At 59.0% G+C, this 23,074-nt stretch carries 17 protein-coding genes and 1 pseudogene (1 of these 18 cut by a window edge); 12 read left to right on the top strand and 6 right to left on the bottom strand.

Translation table 11 applies throughout. The features are described 5' to 3' along the window. Together QMK54_RS11900 and ptrR are read right to left on the bottom strand one after the other, a co-directional pair. Positions 1-711: the 5' portion of an OsmC domain/YcaO domain-containing protein gene (locus QMK54_RS11900; RefSeq protein ID WP_223596043.1), read on the bottom strand. It extends 1,494 nt beyond the left edge of the window; only the first 711 of its 2,205 coding nucleotides appear in the window; the start codon lies at positions 709-711; the stop codon falls past the left edge of the window. A 77-nt stretch (positions 712-788) separates the two neighbouring features. Continuing rightward, the gene (ptrR, locus tag QMK54_RS11895) at positions 789-1,667 is read right to left on the bottom strand and encodes a putrescine utilization regulator PtrR (RefSeq protein ID WP_110659226.1); all 879 of its coding nucleotides are present in this window, start codon (positions 1,665-1,667) and stop codon (positions 789-791) included. 100 nt (positions 1,668-1,767) lie between these two features. On the opposite strand from ptrR, the gene QMK54_RS11890 reads away from it, so the two are divergent. The 11 genes and pseudogenes from QMK54_RS11890 to QMK54_RS11840 form a co-directional block, all read left to right on the top strand. Next, complete coding sequence (locus QMK54_RS11890) at positions 1,768-3,159, top strand: aldehyde dehydrogenase family protein (RefSeq protein ID WP_320402551.1); 1,392 nt, start codon at positions 1,768-1,770, stop codon at positions 3,157-3,159. A gap of 555 nt (positions 3,160-3,714) precedes the next feature. Next, the gene (bcsQ, locus tag QMK54_RS11885) at positions 3,715-4,887 is read left to right on the top strand and encodes a cellulose biosynthesis protein BcsQ (protein ID WP_320402550.1); all 1,173 of its coding nucleotides are present in this window, start codon (positions 3,715-3,717) and stop codon (positions 4,885-4,887) included. Continuing rightward, positions 4,884-7,115, top strand: a complete 2,232-nt coding sequence (bcsA, locus tag QMK54_RS11880) for a UDP-forming cellulose synthase catalytic subunit (RefSeq protein WP_320402549.1) — start codon at positions 4,884-4,886, stop codon at positions 7,113-7,115. The genes bcsQ and bcsA overlap by 4 nt, the downstream gene beginning before the upstream one ends. Continuing rightward, positions 7,112-9,415: a cellulose biosynthesis cyclic di-GMP-binding regulatory protein BcsB gene (bcsB, locus tag QMK54_RS11875; protein WP_320402548.1), complete on the top strand. Its 2,304-nt coding sequence runs from the start codon at positions 7,112-7,114 to the stop codon at positions 9,413-9,415. The genes bcsA and bcsB overlap by 4 nt, the downstream gene beginning before the upstream one ends. A 22-nt stretch (positions 9,416-9,437) precedes the next feature. Continuing rightward, positions 9,438-10,664, top strand: coding sequence for a cellulose synthase complex periplasmic endoglucanase BcsZ (bcsZ, locus tag QMK54_RS11870; protein ID WP_110659231.1), 1,227 nt, complete (start codon positions 9,438-9,440; stop codon positions 10,662-10,664). Further along, the gene (locus QMK54_RS11865) at positions 10,640-14,503 is read left to right on the top strand and encodes a cellulose biosynthesis protein BcsC (protein ID WP_320402547.1); all 3,864 of its coding nucleotides are present in this window, start codon (positions 10,640-10,642) and stop codon (positions 14,501-14,503) included. Before bcsZ ends, QMK54_RS11865 begins: the two co-directional genes overlap by 25 nt. Positions 14,504-14,520: 17 nt before the next feature. Next, on the top strand, positions 14,521-15,189 hold the full coding sequence (locus tag QMK54_RS11860) for an SGNH/GDSL hydrolase family protein (RefSeq protein ID WP_110660236.1): 669 nt from the start codon (positions 14,521-14,523) through the stop codon (positions 15,187-15,189). Beyond that, positions 15,186-15,860, top strand: a complete 675-nt coding sequence (locus tag QMK54_RS11855; protein ID WP_320402546.1) for an alginate O-acetyltransferase AlgF — start codon at positions 15,186-15,188, stop codon at positions 15,858-15,860. Before QMK54_RS11860 ends, QMK54_RS11855 begins: the two co-directional genes overlap by 4 nt. An 18-nt stretch (positions 15,861-15,878) precedes the next feature. Continuing rightward, a complete protein-coding gene (locus QMK54_RS11850) occupies positions 15,879-17,288 on the top strand; it encodes an MBOAT family O-acyltransferase (protein WP_110660238.1) in 1,410 nt (469 codons plus the stop codon). Beyond that, entirely contained in the window at positions 17,288-18,442 is a 1,155-nt protein-coding gene (locus QMK54_RS11845; RefSeq protein ID WP_320402545.1) for an alginate O-acetyltransferase AlgX-related protein, read from the top strand. The genes QMK54_RS11850 and QMK54_RS11845 overlap by 1 nt, the downstream gene beginning before the upstream one ends. 18 nt (positions 18,443-18,460) lie before the next feature. Continuing rightward, positions 18,461-18,901: pseudogene (locus QMK54_RS11840) on the top strand (aldehyde dehydrogenase family protein); the annotation flags it as partial. A 365-nt stretch (positions 18,902-19,266) separates the two neighbouring features. On the opposite strand, the gene QMK54_RS11835 reads toward QMK54_RS11840, so the two are convergent. The 4 genes from QMK54_RS11835 to QMK54_RS11820 all read right to left on the bottom strand — a co-directional run bounded on the left by QMK54_RS11835 (position 19,267) and on the right by QMK54_RS11820 (position 22,091). Beyond that, complete coding sequence (locus QMK54_RS11835; RefSeq protein WP_320402544.1) at positions 19,267-19,788, bottom strand: DUF3016 domain-containing protein; 522 nt, start codon at positions 19,786-19,788, stop codon at positions 19,267-19,269. Between the two features lie 144 nt (positions 19,789-19,932). Continuing rightward, complete coding sequence (locus QMK54_RS11830; protein ID WP_320402543.1) at positions 19,933-20,100, bottom strand: hypothetical protein; 168 nt, start codon at positions 20,098-20,100, stop codon at positions 19,933-19,935. 481 nt (positions 20,101-20,581) lie between these two features. Further along, entirely contained in the window at positions 20,582-20,965 is a 384-nt protein-coding gene (locus QMK54_RS11825; RefSeq protein WP_110660241.1) for a c-type cytochrome, read from the bottom strand. Positions 20,966-21,554: 589 nt separating this feature from the next. After that, the gene (locus QMK54_RS11820) at positions 21,555-22,091 is read right to left on the bottom strand and encodes a dihydrofolate reductase family protein (RefSeq protein WP_110660242.1); all 537 of its coding nucleotides are present in this window, start codon (positions 22,089-22,091) and stop codon (positions 21,555-21,557) included. Positions 22,092-22,828: 737 nt separating this feature from the next. Here QMK54_RS11820 and QMK54_RS11815 point away from each other — a divergent pair. Continuing rightward, positions 22,829-23,020, top strand: a complete 192-nt coding sequence (locus QMK54_RS11815) for an alkaline phosphatase family protein (RefSeq protein WP_320402542.1) — start codon at positions 22,829-22,831, stop codon at positions 23,018-23,020. Positions 23,021-23,074: the final 54 nt, after the last annotated feature.

Raw genomic sequence — 23,074 nt, 5'->3', positions numbered from 1 at the left:
CCAGAACTGATCGTTATAGAAGAAGTTGCAGTTGAGCCGCTCGATGAACTCGCCCAGTGCCGATGCCAGCGCGCCTTCCTTGGTCGCGCCTTTACCGTTGGTAAAACACATCGGCGAGTGCGCATCGCGAATATGCAGCGACCACACATTGGGAACGATATTGCGCCACGAGGCGATTTCAATCTTCATGCCCAGGTCGGCGAGGATGCCCGACATGTTGGCGATGGTTTGCTCCAGCGGCAGGTCCTTGCCCACAATGTAGGTGCCCGCTTCACTTGTCGAATGCGGCATCAGTAACGCCTGGGCATCGACGTCGAGGTTTTCGACCTCTTCAATCACAAACTCAGGCCCGGTTTGCACCACCTTCTTTACCGTGCAACGGTCGATGGAGCGCAAGATCCCCTGGCGGTCCTTGGCGGAGATGTCCGCCGGCAATTCGACCTGAATCTTGAAAATCTGGTTGTAGCGGTTTTCCGGGTCAACAATGTTGTTCTGCGACAGACGGATATTTTCGGTGGGGATATTGCGAGTCTCGCAATACAGCTTCACGAAGTACGCCGCGCACAACGCCGACGAAGCCAGGAAGTAATCGAACGGTCCAGGCGCCGAGCCATCGCCTTTGTAGCGAATGGGTTGATCGGCAATCACCGTGAAGTCGTCGAACTTGGCTTCAAGTCGAAGGTTGTCGAGAAAGTTGACCTTGATTTCCATGTGCGATTACCAGAATAACGAGCTATACGATTTGGCCGCCATTATCCGGTTTTTCAGCACTGACCGTTAACTTTCCACTATTTATCGATCAACGCGACACCGCGCTCCTCAAGCAAGCGCACAAACATCGTCAGGCTCTGCGACACCGTTCCCCTACGCCACACCAGCCAGGTGCGCAGATAGCGGAACGACTCCGACAACGGCCAAACGCTGACCGTCGTGCATCCCGGCATGCTTTCGAGCATGCTGCGGGGCATCAGCGCCAGGCCGGCACCGGCGCTGACGCAGGCCAGCATGCCGTGATAGGACTCCATTTCGAAAATCTTGCCCGGCACCGCCGCGCCATTGGCGAACCAGCTCTCGAAATGATGGCGATAGGAGCAGTTGGAGCGGAAGGCATAGATGTTTTCGCCATTCACATCCTTGGCCCGATGAATCGGCTCATGGTTGAGCGGTGCGATCAGGACCATTTCCTCTTCGAAAGCAGGCACGCCTTCCAGTGCCGGATGCAGCACCGGACCATCGACGAATGCCGCGGCCAGCCGCCCCGACAGCACCCCGTCGATCATGGTTCCGGAGGGACCGGTGGACAGGTCCAGCTCGACCTTGGCGTGCTTCTGGTTGTAGGCGGCCAATAGCTCTGGAATACGAACCGCGGCAGTACTTTCCAGGGAACCCAGGGCGAAGGCGCCCTGCGGCTCTTCACCCGCCACTGTCGCGCGCGCCTCCTGAACCAGGTCGAGAATACGTCGAGCGTAATCCAGAAAACTCCAGCCGGCCGGCGACAAGCGCAGGCGACTCTTCTCGCGAATAAACAGGTCCACCCCCAAGTCCAGCTCAAGCTGCTTGATTCGGGTCGTCAGATTCGAAGGCACCCGGTGGATATGCTGGGCGGCTACGCTGATGCTGCCGTGCTCGGCGACAGCCTTGAAAATTTCGAGCTGAACCAGATCCAAGTCATTCTCCAAACGTGAACGTTATGCTCAGTATTATTCAGTTTCCATAAAACATATACCCCCCTAACCTGAGCACATTCCCACCTAGCAGGACGGTGCCATGACCAACGTTTCCAGCCTTACCCATGCCATTTCGATCAACCCGACCACTGGCGAACAGATCGGCCAGTACCCTTTCGACTCCGATTCGGCATTGCAGGCCGCACTGACGCGGGCCGCAAGCGGGTTTCGAGCCTGGCGCAGCAAACCGGTTAAACAACGCGCGCAGCTTTTGATCAACCTCGGCCAAGCCTTGCGCAACAATGCCGAGGCCATGGCCAACATGATCACCCTGGAAATGGGCAAGCCGATTACCCAGGCCCGTGGCGAAATTGAAAAATGTGCCCAGCTCTGCGAGTGGTACGCCGAACACGGTCCCGCCATGCTGAGCCCGGAACCGACCCAGGTTGAAGGCGACAAGGCACGCATTGAGTATCGCCCGCTCGGCCCGATTCTCGCCGTCATGCCATGGAACTTCCCCATCTGGCAAGTCCTGCGCGGCGCGGTCCCCACCTTGCTCGCCGGCAATACCTTCGTGCTCAAGCACGCGCCAAACGTCATGGGCAGCGCCTACCTGCTGCTGGATGCCATCAAGCAGGCGGACTTTCCTGAAGGCGTTTTCGAAGTCATCAACGTCACCCCGGAAGGTGTATCCAAGGCGATCGCCGATCCACGCATCGCGGCTGTCACCCTCACCGGTAGCGTTCGTGCGGGCATGGCCATTGGTGCCCAGGCCGGAGCAGCACTGAAGAAATGCATATTGGAACTGGGTGGCTCCGACCCATTCATCGTGCTCGACGACGCAGACCTCGATGAGGCGGTAAAAGCCGCCGTGATCGGGCGCTATCAAAACACCGGACAAGTCTGCGCCGCCGCCAAACGCCTGATTGTCGAGCAAGGCGTTGTCGAGGAATTCACCCGCAAGTTCGTCGAGGCTACCCAACGACTGGTTGTCGGTGATCCACTCGCCACCACCACTTACATCGGCCCGATGGCTCGCTTCGACCTGCGTGACGAACTGGATCAACAGGTGCGCGACACTCTGGAAGAAGGCGCGACGTTGCTGATGGGTGGAAAGAAGGCTGAAGGCCCCGGCAACTACTATGAACCCACCGTGCTCGGCGATGTGACGGATCAGATGACATCATTCAAACAGGAATTGTTTGGTCCAGTGGCCACAATCATCACGGCCCGCGACGCAGCCCATGCGCTGGAACTGGCCAATGACAGCGAGTTCGGTCTAACCGCCACGATCTACACGCGCAATAGCGAACTCGCCCAACAAATGGCCAACGAACTTGAAACCGGCGGCGTATTCATCAACGGTTATAGCGCCAGCGATCCGCGAGTCAGCTTCGGTGGCGTGAAGAAGAGCGGCTTTGGCCGTGAACTTTCGCACTTCGGAGTGCGCGAATTCTGCAATGCACAGACCGTTTGGCTGGATCGGCGGTAAGGGCTGCGTAGTGCTCCCGGGGTATAAATAGGGGATTTTTCAGACATGCATTAGCCCAACCTTCTCAGGTTGGGCTAATTCGTTGAAAAACAGGCTCGGGACGGAGTAATTCGAACACTCGCCCCCTAGTACCCCATATAGTTAATCATTAGACATCCCTGGATCAATTTACCCATCCATAGAATCTTCAAGCCCAGTAAAACTGGGCCATTCTGCGCATCACTCTTCCCATCGAAGGCGATCAACACCTCCACTCCATCGAGCCGAAAGTTATTTCACCCGACAAATACACCCATTACCTATCATCATATTACACCTTATTGAGCAATAATTATTTGGTGCACTCTAGCACTCACACTTTCAACGAATAACACGACCTCCCAATAACAGCCTGATCAACGCCAATAGACCTCACTGACTTCTTATAACATTCGTTGACACTAAGACAAAGACACCCTAGATTAATCGCACTCTGCCAACACCCAAACGACGCATCAACTTTTAAAAGTTAATGGAATGCTGAGTTTCTGAATTATTTCATTCCTGGTACAACGCATGAAATATGTAGATGATATTGCGAAACTCTTTACACGTTTTGGCGCCAATGCGGAGAGCTACCAGGAAATACAACCGAACTACAAAGATTTCAAAGACGACCCGGTTACACCTGCACTCGCTGAGCCAGAATCGTCGCTGGCCTTGCCTCCCCCAACACCAACGCCAACGCCCCCTGTGTTTCTCCTGGACGAGCCACAGCCTTCTTTATTGATTGGCGCGTTGGTCGAGCCTGTGAAGAATGTTGTCCTCTCGCGGCCTTCACCCCTATCCCCTCACCTGGCCAAGCCACCTGCGAGTTCTGCTGCGGGTGACCGTCAGCGATTGAGCGACCTGTTGCGTGAACTCAACCAGGTTCGTCGAGACGGTCTGCCAGAAACGACGCACAAGCGGACTAAGGCGAAGGTCATTGCTATCGTTTCGGCGAATGGTGGGGTGGGTAAAAGCACCGTCGCCGCTGGCCTTGCAAAAACCCTTCGGCGCCCTGGCGGGCGTACCATCGCGATTGATCTGGACCCTCAGAACGCTCTGTCCAGCCACTTGGGTATCACCCGGCAGGTTTGCGGGCTGATCCAGCTCAAAGAGCAGGACGCAGACTGGGGCGCTCATCGCCTGCCGGGCTTTAACGACAGCGAGTGCCTGCCCTTCGGCACTGGCGAGGTGAACGATCGCCGATTGCTCAAGCAGTTGATGCTTGAAGATTCTGACTGGTTGAATCAGCACCTTGCGTCAATGAACCTCAACGAAAACGATACCGTGGTCCTGGACACGCCTTCAGGTGCGACTGTCTATTCGCAACAGGCACTCGATGCCGCCGATCTGGTGCTGGTGATGACGGTGGCCGACGCGGCCTCCTATCTGGCACTGGACACCATGACCCAGTGGCTGGAAACCAGCCGACGACGCGCGCAGCGGCACCGGTATGTACTCAACCAACGGGATGATTCGCGTTCGTTCAGCAGGGACATGGGCGTGCTGTTTCTGCGGCGGCTCGGCGCTAATCTGATCGGGACGATTCGCCTCGATCACCAGTTCAACGAGTCGCTGGCCTATGGTCGGGACCTGCTGCAGTACGCACCTGAGAGCATTGGCTGTCAGGACATTCTCTCGCTGTCAGGCGCGGTCCATGCCCTGCTTTTCGCGGATGCGTCCAGACAGCAGGACACACCATGACCGTCCAGCTGAATCAGCTACCTGCAAAGGCGTGGTGGCTGGAGGAGCTATTGGATACTTTCCAGGCTCGCGTCAATCGATGGCCCCTGCGTTGGCGCCAAGGCCTGAAGCTCTCAGTCGGGCTGTTCGCCGCATTGTTAGTGCTGGGTATCCTCAGTGCGCCGCTGAACCTGTATTCCCAGGCCGCGTTTGCCGCCGTCTGTTTTGCCGCCAGCCTGATCATCCGCAAGCAAGCCGGGCGCCTGGCGATCCTGACCCTGATCACCCTCTCGCTGATTGCTTCGCTGCGCTACATGTACTGGCGCCTGACCGACACCCTGGGCTTCGACAACTGGCAGGATGCCGTATTTGGCTACGGACTGGTGCTGGCCGAGCTGTATGCCTTGCTCGTCCTCGTCTTCGGCTACGTACAGACCGCCTGGCCGCTGCACCGCACACCACAGTTTCTGCAACAGCCGCCCGCTGAATGGCCGACGGTAGATGTCTTCATTCCCACCTATAACGAAGCGTTGGGCATCGTCAAACTGGTGGTGCTTGCCGCTCAGGCCATCGACTGGCCCGAGGGCAAAATGCGGGTGCACATGCTCGATGACGGACGCCGGGAAGAATTCAAGGCTTTCTGTCAGCAGATTGGTGTCAACTACATCACCCGCGACAACAATCAACATGCCAAGGCCGGCAACCTCAACGAGGCACTCAAGGTCACCGATGGCGAGTTCATCGCCATATTCGACGCCGACCACGTGCCCACCCGGTCCTTCCTGCAGATCACCATGGGCTGGTTTTTAAAGGACCCGAACCTGGCGTTACTGCAAACGCCACACTTCTTCTATTCACCCGATCCGTTCGAAAAAAATCTCGATACCTTTCGCTCGGTGCCCAATGAAGGTGAGCTGTTCTACGGCCTGGTGCAGGACGGCAACGACCTGTGGAACGCGGCATTCTTCTGTGGCTCCTGCGCGGTCATCCGGCGGACTCACTTGCTGGAAGTCGGCGGCATCGCCACCGAAACCGTGACGGAGGATGCGCACACGGCACTCAAGCTCAATCGCCGTGGCTTCAATACGGCCTACCTCGCCATTCCACAAGCGGCGGGCCTGGCCACCGAAAGCCTTTCCCGACACATCAGCCAGCGCATACGTTGGGCGCGGGGCATGGCGCAGATTTTTCGGACCGACAATCCGCTGTTTGGCAAAGGACTGAACCTGGGGCAGCGCATCTGCTACCTCAACGCCATGATGCACTTTTTCTATAGTTTGCCTCGCCTGGTGTTCTTGACCGCCCCCTTGGCCTACCTGATGTTCGACGCGCAGATTTTCCATGCATCGGCGCTGATGGTCACGGTCTATGTGCTGCCGCATATTTTCCATTCCAGCCTGACCAACTCAGCCATCCAGGGGCGCTTCCGCCATTCCTTCTGGAACGAAGTGTATGAGTCGGTGTTGGCCTGGTACATCATGCGACCAGTGCTGTTGGCCTTGGTCAGTCCTTCGCTGGGCAAGTTCAACGTGACTGACAAGGGCGGCACCATCGAGGAGGACTATTTCGACTGGAAGCTCGCGCGGCCTTACATCGTCCTGCTGACCTTGAACATGATCGGTCTGGTGTTTGGCGTGGTGAAACTGATCGGGAGTGATTCGGCCGAGGTCACGACCCTGCTGATCAATCTGGCCTGGACTGTGTACAACATCATTATCGTCAGCACCGCCGTGGCGGTGGCCACTGAGTCCTCTCAGGTGCGCAACGAACCCAGGGTACCTGCAGATCTGCCTGTGCGCGTCTATCGCGAAGACGGCACCTCGTTCGATTGCAAAACCCAGGACTTCTCACAAAACGGCGTGGGTCTTGCACTGCCACCGCAGGTTCAGCTCAGCGTCAAGGAGAAGCTGCGACTCTGCATTCTGCGCACGCCTCCCTCAAGCCTCTTTCCCGCAACAACGATCTTCAGCAACGACAACGTGGCGGGCGTGAAATTCGAGGCTTTGACCCTGCGCCAGCAAAGCGAGCTGGTACGACTGACCTTTTCACGGGCCGACACCTGGGCCAATGCCTGGGGTAACGGCCGCCTCGACGCGCCCATGTCTGCGTTGCGCGAGGTCAGCAGCATTGGCTTACGCGCCATCCTGCGCTTGTTCGTTGCAACCCTAAAGGACGGTCAGGCGCTGCTGCGCAAGCGCCCGAACGCACCATCACCTATCGACTCCACTGCGGACACGCAACGATCTTGAAGCCTTCCACTCGCCAGACCTTTCATCCTCGTCGCTCACTCATGCTGATTGCCTGCTCGCTAGTGGGCTGGAGCGGCTGTGCCTTGAATGCCGCCGCCCAAATCAGCGCCACAGAGCCGGCGGTAATGCCCATCGCATCGTTGCCCGGGACCGATGCCCCGAGCAACAGCTATACCCGCACCCTCAAGGAGCTGGGCAAAAGCTATTCGATGACCCTTAAAGGCGTGGAGGCGACCGATAGCGTGAATTTCGATGTGCGCGCCGACGAAGTCGTCACGGCAGCACAGGTCACACTGCAGTACAGCTACTCACCGGCGCTGCTGGCCGACCTGTCGCAAATCAACGTGCTGATCAACGATCAAGTGGCCGCCAGCCTGCCCCTCCCGAAGGAAGAGGCCGGTAAGTTGCAGACCCGGACCGTGCAGATTCCGCCGCAGACCATCACCGAATTCAACCGGCTCAGCCTGCAGTTCATCGGTCACTACACGATGCAATGTGAAGACCCTTTGCACTCCAGCCTTTGGGCCAGGATCGGCAACGAGAGCCAGCTGAGCCTTCAGGTGTCGTCGATTAAACAGCCCAATGATCTGTCCGCTCTGCCGCTGCCCCTGTTCGATCGTCGAGATGCCTCGCTCCTGAAACTGCCCTTCGTGTTTGCCGCGCGCCCTAGCGCTTCGGAGCTTGAAGCCGCCGGCATCCTGTCTTCCTGGTTCGGCGCACTGGCCAGCTACCGCGGCGCAACCTTTCCCGCCAGCCTCACCAGCCTGCCGGCCAAAGGCAACGCAGTGGTGTTTATCAGCGGCAGTGAATCAACGACCTTGAGTGGCTTACCGATCAAAGAGGCCACGGGGCCGACATTGACCCTCGTGAGCAACCCGAATGATGCTCAGGGCAAACTGTTGATCGTCTCCGGGCGTGATGGCGCCGATCTCAAAGTCGCCGCGACAGCGCTGGCACTCGGCGGCTCGGCCTTTTCCGGGCAGAGCGTGGTGATCGACCGGATCGACTCGCTCAAGCCACGTCAACCGTACGACGCGCCCAACTGGCTGCCCTCCGATCGCCCGGTTCGTCTGGGTGAACTGGCGAAGCCCGCAGAACTCAATGTATCGGGTTATAACCCAGGACAAATGACCGTTGCCCTGCGCTTGCCACCCGATCTGTTCAACTGGCGCGAGCCTGGTGCGCAACTTGACCTGAAGTACCGCTATACACCGCAACCGGTCTCCACCAATTCTTCGTTACTGATCAGTTTCAATGACACCTTTATCAAGTCGATCGACCTGCCTTCGATCGAGAAACTCGGCAACAGCGACAGTCTGCTGTCGATGCTCAAAACCGACGACAGCCTGGCCCGCACTTCGCGCATGCTATTGCCGCTCAATTCCGTCGCGCTGCAATCGCGCCTGCAATTTCGCTTTATGTATGACTACATCAAACAGGGTGAATGCCGCGACATCATCATCGACAACATGCGCGGTGTGATCGACCCGGACTCGACCCTGGACCTCAGCCAATACGAACACTTCATGGCCATGCCCAACCTCGGGGTGTTCAAGGACAGTGGCTTCCCGTTCACCCGCATGGCCGACCTGTCTGAAACATCGGTGATCCTGCCCAACGAGCCAGGCCCGGCCGATCTGAGCGCCTATCTGACCCTGCTGGGCCGCTTCGGCGACTCCACCGGTTATCCGGCCACCGGCGTGAAGGTGGTCCCTGCCGATCAGGTGGCCGAGCAAAGCGACCGGGATTTGCTGGTGCTCGCCTCGGGCAACAATCAGCCGCTACTGCAGCAATGGCAAAGCCTTCTGCCGGCCAAGGGCGAAGACACTGCGCAGTACTTTGAACTGTCTGACCTGCCCTTGCGTCTGCGCAACTGGATCAGCCCGGACACGAAAACCAATCTGCGTGAAGCGCGCAGCAGCTTCAGGTTTAGTGCTGAGGACGGCAGTGCTTATCTGACCGGATTCGAATCGCCGCTCAAGAGTGGGCGCAGCGTAGTGTTTATCGCCAGCGCAAGGCCCAACGGCCTGGCCGACGTGACCAGCGCCCTGCTCAGCAGCGAAGAAAACGCCAACGAATTGCAAGGCAGTCTGGTGGTGGTCAGGGGCACGCATGTCGAATCGTTGGTCGCCGAGCAGGATTACTACGTCGGGCGCTTGGGTCCATTGCGCTATCTGCAGTGGTACCTCTCGCAGAACGTAATGGCGCTCATGCTGTTCACCCTCATCGGGGTCCTGCTGCTTGCTTGCATGGCCTACCTGGCCCTGCGCTTACGGGCCAAACGTCGTCTTGGCCAATGAGCCGCGCGGGCCTGTGTCGTCCATGAGCAGCCGGGGTACTTCACTTCGCCAGGGCCTGCGCGGTAACGCGCGCAGGTTGAGCGCTGTACTTGCGCTCGCCCTGACGGCGCCGGCGATAGCGGCCGCACAATCCTGCGAGCCACCGGCCTGGCCACTGTGGCAAACCTATGCAACACGCTTCGTCCAGGCCGACGGACGGGTTCTGGAATCGAGCCTTGAGAACAATCACAGCACCTCTGAAGGGCAGTCCTACGGCATGCTCTTCGCACTGATCGGCAACGATCAGCCGCGCTTTGACAAACTCTGGCGCTGGACCTCAGCCAACCTCGCCGGCACAGACATCGCCACACGCCTGCCGGGCTGGTTATGGGGGCAAGGCACGGACGGCCAATGGCGTCTGCAAGACGCCAATTCGGCCGCCGACGCCGACCTGTGGATCGCCTACGCCCTGCTCGAAGCCGCACGCCTGTGGCATCGGCCGGACTATCGCCAGGACGCCCTGCGCCTGATGGCGACGATCGAAGCGCAATTGGTCGTCAAGCTGCCCGGGCTGGGCCCGATGGTATTGCCTGGACCACAGGGTTTCGTCCGGCCGGACGCTTTCTGGCGCCTGAATCCCAGCTACCTGCCACTGCCACTGTTACGGCGGCTGGCCATGGAAGCCCCCACCGGGCCCTGGCAAGCGATTGCCAACAACACTGCGACGATGATTGCCCATTCCAGTCGCCACGGTTTCATCGCTGACTGGGTCGGTTATCAAGGCACTTCAGCACAATCGGGTGTTTTCGTGAGCGACCCGATCAACGGTGACACGGGCAGCTACGACGCCATTCGCGTGTACCTCTGGCTGGGCATGAGTGATACCTCCGAACCGCTGGCAGCGCTGCTGCTCAAACGGCTGGACGGCATGGCCCGCAGCACTGTCGCAACGGGCACCCCCCCGGAAACAGTCCAGGTTATCCACGGCAGTGTTCAGGGGCAGAGTCCGTTCGGATTTCGGGCTGCACTGATTCCCTACCTTGAGGCCAAGGGGCAACCCAAGTTGGCCGGTCAGCAACGACGCCACGTGGAACTCGCCTTGCTCGAGGTGCTGGCCAGGCCTGATGCCGACGCCGGTCCGCCGCGTTACTACGACTTGATGCTCAGCCTGTTCGCGCTCGGCTGGGCAGATAAACATTATCGATTCCGGGAAGACGGAACGCTGAAACTCTCCTGGGAGACCGCATGCACGCGCACCACCGCACGCTAGCCATCGCCGTCATGAGCGCATGGACGGCCGCAGCTGCCCACGCTCAAAGTCCGACGCCACAGACATTACTCGTCGAGCAAGGGCAGTATTGGCAGTTGCACAACAACCCTCAACGCGCTGCGGAAGTCTGGCTGAAGGTCCTGCTGCTGGACCCGGTCCAGGTTGACGCACTGTATGGCCTGGGCTTGATCGGCGTGCAACAGGGCAAGGCACAACAGGCGCAGCAATACCTCGCCCGCTTGCAGGCCATCCAGCCAGCGCCCCGGCAGGCACTGCAATTGGCGCAGGACATCGCCCTGGCACAACCGCAGAGCCAGCAGCGCCTGGAAGAGGCTCGGCGTCTCGTCGATGCCGGTGAGCGTGACAAGGCGACCGTCGTGTTTCGCTCGCTGTTCGATGGCCGTCCACCTCAAGGTACGATCGGCCGCGAATATTACAACAACCTTGCTTTCAATCAGGCTGACTGGGCTGAAGCGCGCAGCGGATTTCAGCGCTTGCAACGTGAGATGCCCAACGACTCAATCGTCGCGCTGTTTTACGCCAAGCATCTGGTGCGCCATGAAGACAGTCGTGCCGAGGGCATCCGCGCCCTGGCCGCGCTGACCCAGCGTACCGACATTGCCGGTGATGCCGACGAAAGCTGGCGCTTGGCGCTGACCTGGATCGGTCCTCCCAATCCGGCACAAGTGCCGTTGTTCGAGGCGTACCTCAAGACGCATCCGGATGACGTGGAAATCCGGGCGCAGATGGACAAGGGCAAGCAACAGGTAGCAACGACTGCCAGCAAGGAATGGCAACCGCCCGCCGACGTTGCGCGCGGCCTGAAGGCGCTCAAAGCAGGCGATCAGGCCACCGCCGAACAGGCTTTTCAAGCGCGCTTGAAAACCCACCCCGATGATGCCGACGCGCTGGGCGGCCTTGGGGTTGTTCGCCAGCAGCAACACCGACTGGCCGAAGCGGAAAAGCTCCTGGGGCAAGCCACGCGACTACCTGACGGCAGCCAGTGGCAAGTCGCGCTGAACGAAGTGCGCTACTGGGCTGCGTTGCAGCAGGCCCGGGACGCCCAGGCCAAAGGCCAGACAGCCCAGGCAGTGGCCTTGGCAAACCAGGCGCTGCGTCTGACCCCGAACGGGGTCGACGCTCGCCTCGCCCTGGCGGATATTCAGGCCAGCGCGGGCCAGTTCGATGACGCTCAGCGCAACTATCGCCAGGTGCTGAGCCTGCGCCGCGACGACCCTCAAGCACAGGAAGGGCTGGTCAATGTGCTGCTCAAGAGCGGCAAGAACGATGAAGCCCAGCAACTGATCAACAGCCTGCCAGCCACTGGACAGGCAAAGATCGGCCAGTCCGCACGCCTGCAAGCCTTGCGCGCGACGCAACTGGCTGCCCTCGCCGAACAACGCAACGACCTGCCCGCTGCGCGCAACGCCTTGCAAGACGCGTTGCGCGTTGAGCCGGACAACATCTGGACGCGTTTTGCCCTGGCCCGCCTGAACCTGGCGATGGGCGAACCGCAAAAGGCCCGGGACCTGATCAACGCCATGCTCCAGGCCCACCCCGACAATGCCGATGCGCTTTACGTCAGCGCCTTGCTGTCGGTCCAGATGGGTGAGTGGAAAGTCGCACAGACAACGTTGGCCCGCTTGCGCCCCGACCAGCGCACCCCGGACATGGAAGCGCTGGCCGCTGACGTCAGCCTCAACCTGCAACTCGGCCAGGCGATAGAGTTGGGCAAGCGCGGACAGCGCCAGGAAGCCCTGGCCTTGCTCGATCGTATTCAGCCGATGGCCAACAACAGTCCGGATCGCACAGCGAGCCTGGCTTCGGCCTATGTCGATATCGGCGAACCGACCCGTGCACTGGCCCTCATGCGCGACCAGTTGCAACACACCGCTAAGCCCTCGGCGGATTTCATCCTGCAATACGCCGCTGTCCTGCTTAAATCCGGAGAAGACGCACAGGTCAACGAGATTCTGCGCGACCTTCAGAACAAGCCCTTGAACGCGCCAGCTCGCAAGCGTTTCGACGACCTGCTCTATCTCTATCGCATCCGCCAGGCTGACCAGCTGCGTGAACGCGGCGATCTGGCCAACGCCTATGACACGCTAGCGCCCGCACTGGCGCAACGTCCCGGTGACAGCGCGGCCATCGCGGCCTTGGCGCGGATGTACTCGGCCAACGGCGACACGGCAAAAGCCCTCGAACTCTACAAACCGCTGTTACAGCGCCAGCCAAACGACCCGCAACTGCTTCTGGGCGCTGCCGACGCGGCGGTGCTGGCACGTGACACGGCCTTTGCCGAACAAGCGCTGCAACAGCTGCTCAAGACCGAATCCGGTAACCCTCAAACGCTGACCGAGGCCGCACGCCTCTACCAGAACATGGGCAAGACCGGCACGGCGGCCGATCTGCTGCGCAAAGCCGTGGCCATCGAACAGAGCGAGAAACGCAGAACCCAGGGCGGCCAACTGGCCGGTTCGACGGTGGCGCCCAACCCTTTCGCCGGGGTGTCGGGTTCACGTAGCGAGGTCAATCACGACACCTTGCTGGCATCGATACCGCCACCGGCTCAGGAGATGCCGGGCAGAGTGAGGTCTCACAGCCCTTTTGCCATTGACGCCCCGCCAAGGCCGCAGCAGGCGAGTAATCCATTCGAGTCGCAGCTGCCGCGCGCAGCACTGGTGAGCGAGGACATCAGCCCAGCGCAACTGGCGCTGAATAAAATCCTTCAGGAGCGCAGTGCCTACGTCACTCAGGGCGTGAGCATTCGTAGCAACGACAGTGAGTCGGGGCTGAGCAAACTGACCGATATTGAAACACCGCTGGAAATCAGTATTCCGCTGGATGAAAGCCGCGTCGCCCTGCGCGTGACGCCGGTCTCGCTGAACGCCGGCAGTGCCAACAGCGAGGCGCTGTCGCGTTTTGGCAATGGCGCGCAGAGCGGCAGCGTCGGTTCGCAAAAAGCCGAGGGGGTCGGCCTTTCCGTCGCCATTCAACGGCCCGCGAATGGGCTCAAAGCCGATCTCGGCACCACCCCCCTCGGCTTCAAATACAGCACCGCCACCGGCGGCATCAGCGTTGATCGCCCCATAAGCGACACCTCTAATGTCCGCTACGGCGTGAGCGTTTCCCGGCGTCCGGTGACTGACAGCGTCACCTCGTTTGCCGGCACCACGGACGAACGCAGCGGGCAGTCCTGGGGCGGTGTAACCGCCAACGGCGGGCGCGGCCAGTTGAGCTTTGACGACAACGAAGTCGGCGCCTATGGCTACGCCTCCTGGCACCAGCTATTGGGCAACCATGTCGAGTCCAACAGCCGCAGTGAACTGGGCAGCGGTGTGTACTGGTACCTGCAAAATGCAACGGACAGCAAGCTGACCGTCGGCCTGAGCATGACCGGCATCAGCTACGCCAACAATCAGGACTATTTCACCTACGGCCACGGTGGCTATTTCAGCCCGCAGACGTTCTTCGCCCTGGGTGTGCCGGTGACCTGGGCACAACGCACCGGGCGCTTGACGTATCAAGTCAAGGGTTCGGTCGGCGTGCAGCATTTCGAGCAGGACAGCGTCGACTATTTCCCGACCGACAAAGCCATGCAGGCGGCCTCGGGCCTGCGCTACGCCGGGCAAAACAAAACCGGGGTCGGCTACAGCGTCGCCGCGGCGGCTGAATACAAGGTCGCTTCGAACTTCCTGCTGGGCGCCAATCTGGGCCTGGACAACGCCCGCGACTACCAACAAATCAGCGGTGCCCTGTCCTTGCGCTACCAGTTCGAGGAGATCAGCGGCCCCATGAGCCTGCCGGTCAGCCCGTACACCTCGCCTTATTCCAACTGATCATTCTGGAGCTTTCGATGCCCACTTCTGCCCTTGCCGGTCTGACTCTCCTTGTCCTTGGGGAGAGCCACATGAGCCTTGCGGACCATTTGCTGGAACCGCTGCACGACAACCTGACGCGCCAAGGCGCTCAGGTCCACTCCATCGGTGCCTGCGGCGCCAGCGCCGGTGACTGGCTGATCAGCAAGAAGGTTGACTGCGGTGCCGAGCGCAAAGGCAACGACAAGATCGTGATCAAGGGCCGTGACGCCACCACCACACCGATCCAGGACCTGATCGCCGCCGACAAGCCCGACCTGGTGGTACTGGTCATCGGCGACACCATGGCGTCCTACGACAAGCCGGTGTTTCCAAAGGCCTGGGCATGGCAAAGCGTCACCAGCCTGGCCAAGGCCATCGCCGCCACCGGAACCCGTTGCGCCTGGGTGGGCCCGGCCTGGGGCAAAGCCGGTGGCATGTACCAGAAGAATGATGCCCGCACCCAATTGATGTCGCAGTTTCTGGCCGCGAACGTGGCGCCTTGCACCTACATCGATTCGCTGACGTTTTCCAAACCCGGACAGTGGATCACCACCGACGGCCAGCACTTCACCGTCGCCGGTTATCAATCCTGGGGCAATGCGATCGGTGATGCCGTGGCCAAACTGCCCGCCGACCGCGCCAGCGGCACAGGAGCCGGCAAATGAGCCAATCCGCATGTGGCTGGGCGCTGTTCGCGCCCTTGGTGCTGAGCCTGCACGCCCAGTCCGCCGACTTTGCCCTGTACCCGACGGGCCCGGATCAGGACTCGGCCTTCCTGCGCTTTATCAACGCCGCCGACCGCCCCTTGCAGCTGCTGGCCGAAGGCTCGCAGGCAAGCCTCAGGCTCGAGGGTTCGAATGCCGTGTCCGACTACCTGCCCGTGCCCGCCAACCAGCCGATCAAGGGCACCCTGGAACGCAACGGTAAAAGCCAGCCGCTGGACATCCAGGTGGCAGCCGGCGAGTTCGCCAGCGTGATCGCTTTGCCAGACAGCGCTCAAGGTATCCGCCAGGTCGTCATCCGTGAGCAACCCGACGACTTCAATAGCCTGAGAGCCTCGCTGGCGTTTATCAGCGCCGATCCAGCGTGCACCCAGGCCGGTTTGCGCGCTGCGGGGAAGAATGCCGACCTGTTCAAGGAGGTCGCCGACGGCAGCGTACAACGCCGAGCGATCAACCCGGTCAGCTTGTCGGTTCAACTGGTCTGCGCCCAAACCAACGTCGGTGCCCCGCTTGACCTGGGCCAGCTCAAGGCCGGCGAGCGCTACAGCGTTGTGCTACTGCCTGGCGCAAATGGCCCTTACCTGTTGCCCGCGACTGACGTCCTGGCCCACTGATCGGATCGCGCCACCACCATGGTTTTTGCTTCTCTCGAGTTTCTGACGTTGTTCCTGCCGCTGTTCCTGTGTGCCTATGCACTGTGCCCAGCCGCCTGGCGCAACGTCACGCTACTGATCGGTAGCTGGCTATTCTATGGCTGGTTGAGCCCACGGTTCCTGGCGGTGCATGTAGCGCTGACAATCACGGCGTGGGTCGGCGGCCTGCTGATTGACGCCTTACGGGAAGACGGCAAGGGCCGCGTGCGGCTACTCGCGACGCTGATCGTGCTCAACACGGCGGTGCTGTGCTGGTACAAGTACGCCAACATCGTCGCCGGCACCTTGATCGAAGCCGCCACCTGGTACGGCGCCATGCCCCTGGACTGGCAGCGGGTCATCATGCCGGCCGGGCTGTCGTTTATCGTACTGCAGGCGATTTCCTATGTGGTGGATGTGCATCGCCATACCGTGCCGGTTGAACGCAGCTTCATTAACTACGCCACCTATATTTCGATGTTCGGCCATTCGGTCGCCGGCCCCATCATTCGCTATGACTGGGTTCGACGCGAGCTGAATCAACGTTACTTCAACCTGCAGAATTTCTCGCTGGGCGCACGCCGGTTCATGGTCGGGATGTGCATGAAGGTCCTGGTGGCCGACACACTGTCGCCTGTGGTCGACGTGGCGTTCAATGTGCAGAACCCAAGTTTCTCTGACGCCTGGATCGGCTGCCTTGCCTACTCCCTGCAACTGTTCTTCGACTTCGCCGGCTACAGTGCCATGGCCATTGGGCTGGGACTGATGCTGGGCTTCCACTTTCCCGAGAACTTCGACCGTCCGTATCTGGCCAACAGCATCCAGGACTTCTGGCGTCGCTGGCACCTGTCGCTGTCCAGCTGGTTACGCGACTATCTGTATATTCCGCTGGGCGGCAATCGCAATGGCACCTGGAAAACCTACCGCAACCTGTTCCTGATCATGGCTATCGCCGGCCTCTGGCACGGTGGCGACAGCTGGAATTATCTGCTGTGGGGTTGCGCCCATGGCCTCGCGTTATGCGTTGATCGTGCCTGGAGCCGTTCCACCCTGCCCTCTGTACCGCCGGTGCTGTCCCATGTCCTGACTCTGCTGTTTGTGTGCCTGGCCTGGACACTGTTCCGCGCCCCCGACTTTCATAGCGCGCTGAGCCTGTATGCCGGACAGTTCGGCCTGCAGGGCATTGCCCTCGGTGACGAACTGTCCGCGACCCTGCGCCCGGTACACGGCCTTGCGGGCTTGCTGGGAGTGTTGGGTGTCATCGCACCGCTGCTGCGTCCTTACTGTGAGAAACGACTGGGCGGCATTGCGTTTTACGCCGCTGCCCTTTGGCCCATCGCCGGTTTCATGTTGTCGTTCGCACTGATCGCCAGTCGCGAAACCGTACCCTTCCTGTACTTCCAATTCTGATGACGACCCCAAAGCACACCCAGCCCCCCACTCAGCCAGATGAGCTGGCGACACGCAGCAGTCAGCTGGCAGGCGTGGCGCTGCTGATATTCCTGCTCGTCGGACTACTGTCCTCCGGCCGTCTGATCATCACAGGACAGTTCTCGCTGTTACCCGATAAAGTGCTGACCCCGCAGCTTTTTGACGGCGATATCACTCATCGGATCGCCAGGGAACTGGCGAACGCTCAACTCCCCACGACCTTCGCCAAGCTGGAGCGTGGTGTCAGCTGGCTTCTGCTCAGTGACACCGGGCCGAGGGTTCGCTCGGGTTGTCCTGACTGGTTGTTTTTGGCCGATGAGCTCAAGGTCAATCATCAAGCACAGCGCAATGCCGATGCCAAAGTCCAGGCAGTGATTGATCTAAAACAGCGGCTCTCCCAACGTGACATCAGCCTGTTGGTGGTCATCGTTCCAGACAAGAGCCGCATTGCTTCCGGGCAGCGTTGCGCACTGCAACGCCCAGCCGCTCTCGAAGGGCGCATCCAGGCCTGGACCTCGAAGCTGGATGTGGGTGGCGTGTCGAATCTGGACCTTACCGGTGCGCTGGCGCCACTGGGGGCCAGTGCCTGGTTGCGCACCGATACACACTGGAGCGAATCCGGCGCGAAGGCGGCGGCCGATGCCATCACACAGCGCCTGAAGACCCTGGGCATCAGCGCAACGCCACGCAGGTTGTTCAACGAAAGTCATGCCCCGCTCGCGGTGCGACCTGGCGATCTGGTCCATCTGGCGGGCATCGACTGGCTGCCGCTCAAATGGCAACCCACACCCGAAATGGTCGCCCAAACCAGCACCCACGAGCTTCCCGTTGAGTCAGCCGCCAGCCCTGACACTGAGGCAGACCTCTTTGGCGATGCCGACCTCCCCAACACCGCGCTCATTGGCACTTCATTTTCACGCAATTCCAACTTCGCAGGGTTTCTGCAGCAGGCACTGGGCGCCCCCGTAGGTAACTTCGCCAAAGACGGCGGAGGGTTCTCTGGCGCCGCCAACAGCTACCTCAACAACCCGGCCTTCAAAGAAACGCCGCCAAAGCAAATCATCTGGGAGATCCCGGAGCGCGCCCTGCAGTCGGCTTACAGCGAACCCATTGCCTATCGCTCATTGCGGTAGGCCAGGCGACTCACTGCTGATGCACTGGATCAACAGGTGCGCGACACTCTGGAAGAAGGCGCGACGTTGCTGATGGGTGGAAAGAAGGCTGAAGGCCCCGGCAACTACTATGAACCCACCGTGCTCGGCGATGTGACGGATCAGATGACATCATTCAAACAGGAATTGTTTGGTCCAGTGGCCTCAATCATCACGGCCCGCGACGCAGCCCATGCGCTGGAACTGGCCAATGACAGCGAGTTCGGTCTAACCGCCACGATCTACACGCGCAATAGCGAACTCGCCCAACAAATGGCCAACGAACTTGAAACCGGCGGCGTATTCATCAACGGTTATAGCGCCAGCGATCCGCGAGTCAGCTTCGGTGGCGTGAAGAAGAGCGGCTTTGGCCGTGAGCTCTCGCACTTCGGAGTGCGCGAATTCTGTAATGCACAGACCGTTTGGCTGGATCGGCGGTAAGGGCTGCGTAGATCACCGGGATTTTTCGTATCAGTGACCTGTTTTTCACGAAACGCTCACATAATGAAGCGCAGATTGAAGGGACAAAAGGATTTGACCCCGTATGAAAAGCCCGCCACCGAGCGGGCTTTTTGTTGCCTGCGACGCTTTCCTGCACAAGCGAGGTCGCACGCAACAATAGAGCCTGGAACGAACAGTTTCTGCGGTTGCCCATACCACCGGTTTTCTGTCACACCTTCGTCACACCTATCAAGCACAATGCGATCAGCCAAAGGGATTTGGCCCATCTACAGAAAGCCCGGCCCAGCGCCGGGCTTTTTACTTTCTGGCCCAAGTTTCCCAAATCGGACAATTGATTCAGAGGTTCAATTCAACCCGCTCTGATGTTGCCCGGCGAACTGCCTGTGGAACCAGTCCGAGAGCATGGCCTTCTCGGAATAGAGCCTGTCACTTCTGCCGGCACGCCCCGGACGCTGGAGGTAGGACTGGTCCATGACCCTCGCGTCGGCCTGGCTCACGGTCTGGCCGTTTTGTTTGAGCACGTAATGCAGATCGATGCTCGGCCAGGTAATTTCACGCATGAAGCGCACTTCATAGGCATTCAGCCTCCAGGGTTCGTAGCGACCGGCCAGGTCGATGTTGTGAATTTCAATTTGCAGCTGCTGGTCGGCTGGCAGGTACCGCTCGCCAAGCTTCTGGATGTAGCTGCGCAGCTCTTTCATGACATAAGGATCGGCACCACGTTCATAGCCCGGACTGTCCAGGCTGGCGTCGGTGAATTTTTCGGGGTTCTTGAAGACGACTTCGACCGAAGACGCTGCGGTGGCAAGTGGCACCATAAACAGCGCGAGCAGTGCGATCGAGGTGCAGACGGTTGTTGAACGCATGACATCACCTCCGGGTGCAGCGCGTTTCTATGCCTGCTGCACCTTGTTCAGTTTACGCCTGAAGTGCATGCCCGCTGCGTGTGATTCGACCTGAACAGCCATGCCGGTAACTTGCGTGCCGTGAAACCGTTGGATTTTGTCGTGTCAGTCCTCTTGATCTATCTGATCCAGAAAATCAACGTCATCATCCTCTGCGTCTTCTTCGTCAAAAATTGCTTGAGCATCATCTTCGACCCATGACTCGTCATCATAGAACTCATGATCGAGCAGGTGATCGTGCTCGGGCTCGGGGATATCTCGTTCTTCGCTCATGACTTACCGAAACAAAATTGAAAGAACGGACTGTATATGCAGATCCTTTCCCTCAGTCAACGATCGCAAAACAACGACGCGCTCTCCGTTGAGCAGGCAGCAGATGCAGCGCCTTGGTTGACAGTTGGTTTGCCGTCGCTAGTTTCGTGCCTGATTTTACTCAGTAAATGTGGTCGGGACGGAGTGATTCGAACACTCGCCCCCCTAGCACCCCGTGCAAGACAACACCTCGGAAACCCGCAAAATACAAGGCTCGCGCTTGGCGCTCTGTGCAACGATGCCCGAAGATGTGTCGCGGATCGGCCCCATGCCGGGACGAACACAAATACCCCACCACACTCGGTCACGGAGCATTTGTAGTTTTTTAAGCCACGCCATGACCGCACTCCCTGTCTGGTATGTCGCGGACCCTATCACCCCACTTGAACGAATCACGCCAGCCGGAGAGGCAGGCGTCTACTCGCCGCCCGGCATCTCAAAATCATCGATTTTTTGAAATCACACCACTCATGTATTGATTTAAATCGCGAAAATCCTTAACGCTCCAAGAGTGTGGCAATAGCTTTACACCATTCTCTCGCAAAGTTCTTGGAATCAAATCTCCATTCGGACGGAGTATGATCGAAGACACAATAACGCCAGGATAATCATTTAATCGTTTTTTGAAAGCAGAGGTTGTTAGATCAGGTGTAGGAGGATTGCTTTTATTAGCCAGTGGTCCTGTTCCCTTGATATCTATTCCGTGGCACATGGCACATCGCTGTAAATAGAGATTTTTTCCATTCACATTATCCGCGAAGGACAGTGATGTTTGAACTAGCGATAAAATCCCCAGCAAAGCGATGAATAATATTTCTACTCTCATTTTTCATGTGGCCTTGTTGCATAAACCAGATCTGAATCGAGGGCAAAACCCCGAAGGTGCCACTGCAAAACTCAATTTTCTCGATAACTTTTGAACCGAGATTGTTCATTAGCGCTGCCTCCGTGGTCCGGAAGTCGCGTAACACAAAACCACTCCAACCAAGGAAAGCCAGCCCAAAACGCTCACCTCCCCGCGCCGCGCCACCTGAATGCACCCAGGAACCCGCCCAACTCTGGCCTAGCAATCCGTGCCTGGTAAAGAGCCAGAGTCAGGCAGGTGGTCAGATTCTAGCAGATTGGATCCAATCAAGCATTCAGACTTTTTACCAAATTGAGGTGGGACTGGGAATTCCCGGTACAGGAGCTTGGCACCAGCGTGCTCGAAGAGGAAAACTGGATGAAGTCCCGAAAAACTCGCCACCAATGAAAAAGCCCAACTGGTTAGAGTTGGGCTAAGTCATTGAAAAATATGGTAAGGACGGAGTGATTCGAACACTCTACCTCTACCAAAGGGCCCAGTAGATGATCCAGGGCGGGGGTACGATGCGCGCTCTTGCCCTTGCCTTGGATAGAACGTCCATGCGGGTGGGTCATGGGGCCAGCCGATAGGTGGACTGCACCAAACCCGAAGGAAAGCAGCGGCTGGATAACAGTTTCAAGTCAACATCCTGCTGAAGGCCCCCGAACAATGGCCTACCCGATCCGATCAGCACGGGAACGGTGGTGATCACCATATCGGCGACCAATCCATCGCGCAGGAATGATTGCACCAACTGCCCGCCATCGACATAGACCCGACGCATGCCTTGCCTCGCCAGTTCCTCCATCAAGTCCCTAGGTGCTTGGTTGGAAAAACGCAGCTTGCCCTTCAGCGCTTCGGGCACCGGCGAGTCGGCCAGTTGCTCAGACAGCACCACCACGGGCCGGTCGTAGAACCATGTGTCGAAGGTCAGCACCTTCTCATAGGTTCCCCGCCCCATCACGATTACATCCTTGTCGGCGATGAAATCTGAGTAGCCATGATCCTCGGTCTGATCATCGCGCTGCAAAAGCCAGTCGATGTCGCCATCGAGTCGGGCGATAAAGCCATCCAGACTGATGGCGATGAAAACATGTGCAGTGGTCATCAGGTGCCCCTTATACGGTGTGTGTCAATGCATGATCATAAGCCGAATAAGGCTCGCCTTCGTTTGCTAGCCCTCATAGGTACGGCCCTCAAAGAGGAGCAACACCCTTATGGGTTTGGGGTTTCATCAAACCCAGGGCAATTCACAATCTCCCAGGATAGTGGCAAGGCCAAGACAAAACCGCTTCCATGAACTCCGAGACAGCCTAGAGCGCCGTTGCGGTCGTTGAACTCCAATCTCGACGCTGAATGTCCGATGCGATGCACCCGAGTCTCTCTGGTGACAGCCGACAATGGGTCAATTGCAGATTTTGCTGACTGGCAGCAATCGGCCCAGCGCGTGTAAAAACGCTCACGGGCTCATTGAATTGGAACATCGACGTTCGTTGGTTGAGCGATCGCCCGGTCGAAGCCACGAATTGCATCAGTCGCGACCTGGAACACGTCAGTGCTGTTTTACAGCCTTTTGGATTGATCGAACCCGCTTTTTCCAGGTCGAGAATGAGAACTATGGAGTTTGTGGCAGCAACCTCGACATAACCCATCGGCTACATGGTTCAAAACCGTAGCCATTCTCTAGTGTCAGGATGCTGAATCGAGATACATAGCTACCATCACTGCGGTTACTCACTTGTAACGCTCACAGATTGCAGCCAATCGACAAACGCCCTCAAGTGGACTGGCTTGTCGGCATCGAGCGGCACTAACGCGTAGAAGGTCGAGCCCAGCGACGGCGTGGTGCCCTCCTTCACCAATCCGAACAATCTGTCGATCGTGACCGGCGCCCCACCCTCCGTTCACGGCATCTGCGGCAACTGCTTTTTTGACCAGGACACGCAGGAAGAAGTGTTGATGAACGACGCGAAGTACCTTCGCGCGCCAACCATCCTTGCCGAGATGGCCAGGGCCGGCAGTTGGTCGCCGTGGTGACCGCGAAGGACAAACTGCGCAACCTGCTGGGGCATCAGCTCAACGGTATCTGCT

This window comes from Pseudomonas sp. P5_109, assembly GCF_034009455.1.
Lineage (GTDB): Bacteria > Pseudomonadota > Gammaproteobacteria > Pseudomonadales > Pseudomonadaceae > Aquipseudomonas.
This window is presented reverse-complemented; position numbering and strand designations above follow the sequence as displayed.